Annotated in this window: 1 protein-coding gene and 1 pseudogene; both read right to left on the bottom strand. The window is 73.9% G+C overall.

From position 1 onward, the window contains the following. Nucleotides 1-771: pseudogene (locus tag ACTIDRAF_RS0215945) on the bottom strand (hypothetical protein); the annotation flags it as partial. Between the two features lie 239 nt (nucleotides 772-1,010). Beyond that, nucleotides 1,011-2,810, bottom strand: a complete 1,800-nt coding sequence (locus tag ACTIDRAF_RS29210) for a hypothetical protein (RefSeq protein WP_016699725.1) — start codon at nucleotides 2,808-2,810, stop codon at nucleotides 1,011-1,013. Between the last annotated feature and the right edge of the window lie 51 nt (nucleotides 2,811-2,861).

Below are 2,861 nucleotides of genomic sequence, written 5' to 3'. Positions count from 1 at the left end.
CGGGTTCGGCTGCCCGCCCTCGCCCGGGCCAGCCTGTTCCTCGGAGTCGCCGCCGAGGAAGAAGACCAGCGCGCCCACGGCGGCGGCGAGGACCACGACCGCCGCGACGATGCCGATGATCCGCCCCTTGCCGGACTCCTTCGGCTCGGCGGAGAAGTCGGGTTCGACCCCGCCCTGGGTCCACACCGAGGGGGAGCCGAAGTCGGGCGGCAGGTCGCCACTGGCCCAGGGCGGAGTCGGCTGCTGCCCCGCCCACTGGGGTGGCGGCATCCCGGGGGGCCCCTGGTGGCCCCGGACGATCTGCGTCTGGTCCGGGTTGTGGGCGCCCGCCGGGTTGCGCACCACCTGGGTGCTGTCCGGCGAGCCGCCGGGTGCGCCGCCGCCGGGCACGACCTGGGTGCTGTCCGGGTCGGAGGCCGGGGCCAACTGACCCGGTCGGAACACCTGGGTGCTCTCGTTGCCGTTGTCGCCGCCCGTCCCGCCACCGTTCTGGGGAGCCGGCGTCGGCTGCTGCCCGGAACGCACCACCTGGGTGTGCTCGCCGCCAGTGTTGTTGTCGCCCCACCGGAACGGCGGTGGGAACGGGTTGCCGTCGCCGCCCTGGGCCGCCGGCTGGCCCTGACCCGGTGTGTTCGGCGCGGAAGCGCCGTGCTGCGCCTGGCCGCCGGCGCCCTTCAAGAGGTTGTCGCGGCGGGCCCGGTACTCGTCAGCGGAGATGTGGCCAGCGGCGAGTGCCGTGTCCAGTTGTTGCAGATCCTCTTGCAAGGACATCCGCCGTGCCTCCCCTGTGCCTGCTTTCCGTCCGCCTGTTCGCCGGGTCCGGAGGCACCTCGGGGCGCGTCCGGGTGTCCCGCGAACCAGGTACAGCACGCGGTGGGCGGGGATCGGCCGTGCCCGCCAACAGCGTGAACGTCGTCGTGATCGAACCCAGATCGAGAACCATTGCAGAGTAGTGCACGGGGTACCCCCGCCGACCACTCTTCACCAGCTTGGCATGTGTCCCCGCTGCCCTAGCCCCCGGGAGTCCCGCCGGCCCCGGCCCCGTCGACGTCGGCCTCGGCTCCGGCCACCACCTCGTACAGGGCCCCGTCGCGGGCGACGAGCACCCTCCCCTCCAACAGGCCGGCGGCGGCCACGGCCTGGAAGCCAGCGCCGGGTTCGGACGTGGGCAGGTTGTCCACCAGGTCCGGGCGGTTGAGTCCCGTCATCCCGCCGCCGATGACGGTGCCCGAGGTGTCCACGACGAGGACGCAGTCGGCGCGGGCGCCCTCCACCAGTGCCCACCCGGAGATCTCCGCGTCTCCCTCGACGCGTCCGGTCTCCAGGTATCCGGCGGTCTCGGTGTCGTCGTCGGGGTGGGCCAGTTCCCGGACCGACGCCAGGTCGACACGGTCACCCAGCTCCGGTCCGCCGCAGCCCAGGGTGAACCCGTCGTGGAACGGGTAGGCCCCCGTCGCGGCGAACGCGGGGACGTCGTCGGGGTTCATCTTGAGGCCGGCCAGGGTCTCGTGCGCACCCACCTGGGCCGCCACGGCGAGCAGCGGAACGGCGCGCAGCTCGTTGCGGACCTTCTGGCCCTGGGTGCTGCCCGCGACGAAGGCGACGACGCCGAGCGCGGTGGTGACGGCGACGGCCCTGGCCACGGGGACGCGCGGGCGGAGGAGGACGAACAGGGTGACCAGGGCGATCCAGGTCAGGGCCGGGATGATCGCGTAGCGGGCGGACTGGCCGATGTCGACACCGAGGCTCACGCGACTGCTGCCGACCATCGCGGCGACCAGCGTGGCGTGCAGGGCCAGGCCGACCCAGCCGGCGGACTCCGCCGGCCCCCGACCGGACGCGGCGGACGTGAGCCCGTCGCCGCTCGGGTCGGGTGGGGGCGCCAGCCGGGCGCGGACCACGGCGGTCACGGAGACGGCGACCCCGAGCAGGGCGGCGAGACCGGCCAGGGTGGCCAGGTCCACCGACTGGATCGCGAAGATCTGCCCCATCGTCGCGCTGATCAGCATCAGGTACACGTCGACGGCGGGGGCGTCGGCCGGGGGCACCGAGGAACCACCGGGCATGGTGAGGAACGCCACGACCACTCCGCCCAACAGCACCAGCGGCGTCCAGATCCGCCAGGCCGCGTCCCGCCGCAGCCACGCCACCAGCGCGATGGCCAGCCACACGGGGAACGCCGCGCCGTGGCCGAGGGAACCGAGCAGCGCCAGCAGGACCGCGGCGACGGTGCGGCCCCGGTGCGCCGCGGCCAGGGCGACGACGGCCGGGGCGAAACCCGCCAGCCAGTGGGCCCCGCTCATGGACATCGCGTAGAACTCGAGGATCGCGGGGGAGAAGAGCAGCAGGGAGAACGTGGCCACCAACGCGGCGCGCAGGGGCGGGGAGAGGCGGCGCGGCAGCATCGTCCACAGGGCGGCCACCATCGCCGAGGACGCGACGACGTTCACCACCCCCACCAGGTGGTTGGAACCCCCGAACAGGACCGCGTCCACGTAGAACAGCAGACCGGTCACCACGATCGGGTGCTGGTTGTACAGCTCGAACAGGCCGGCGGGGGCCAACGCCCCGGTGTCGTCGATGACCTTCGACAGGATGGTCCAGTAGTCCCCGTAGTGCATGGGCGGGGCGCGGAACACCTCGACGAGGGTGAACAGGACGGGCAGGGCGGCCAGGGCCAGCAACGCGGTCACGGCGGCGCGCGGGGCCGGGCCCCTGCCCGCCTCCCGTGTCGCCGGTCGCGTCGGCTCCTCGAACGTGGTGCCGTGCGCGGCGGTGTCGTTGGCGGGGCTGGGGGAACGTGCGGGCATCGTCGCCTTTCCGGGGGCCGGCTCGCGGTCTCAGCGCGGACAGCCGGGATG

The organism is Actinoalloteichus spitiensis RMV-1378 (assembly GCF_000239155.1).
Classification (GTDB): Bacteria; Actinomycetota; Actinomycetes; order Mycobacteriales; family Pseudonocardiaceae; genus Actinoalloteichus_B; species Actinoalloteichus_B spitiensis.
The sequence above is the reverse complement of the archived record's forward strand: the minus strand, read 5'-3'. Positions and strand labels throughout refer to the sequence as shown.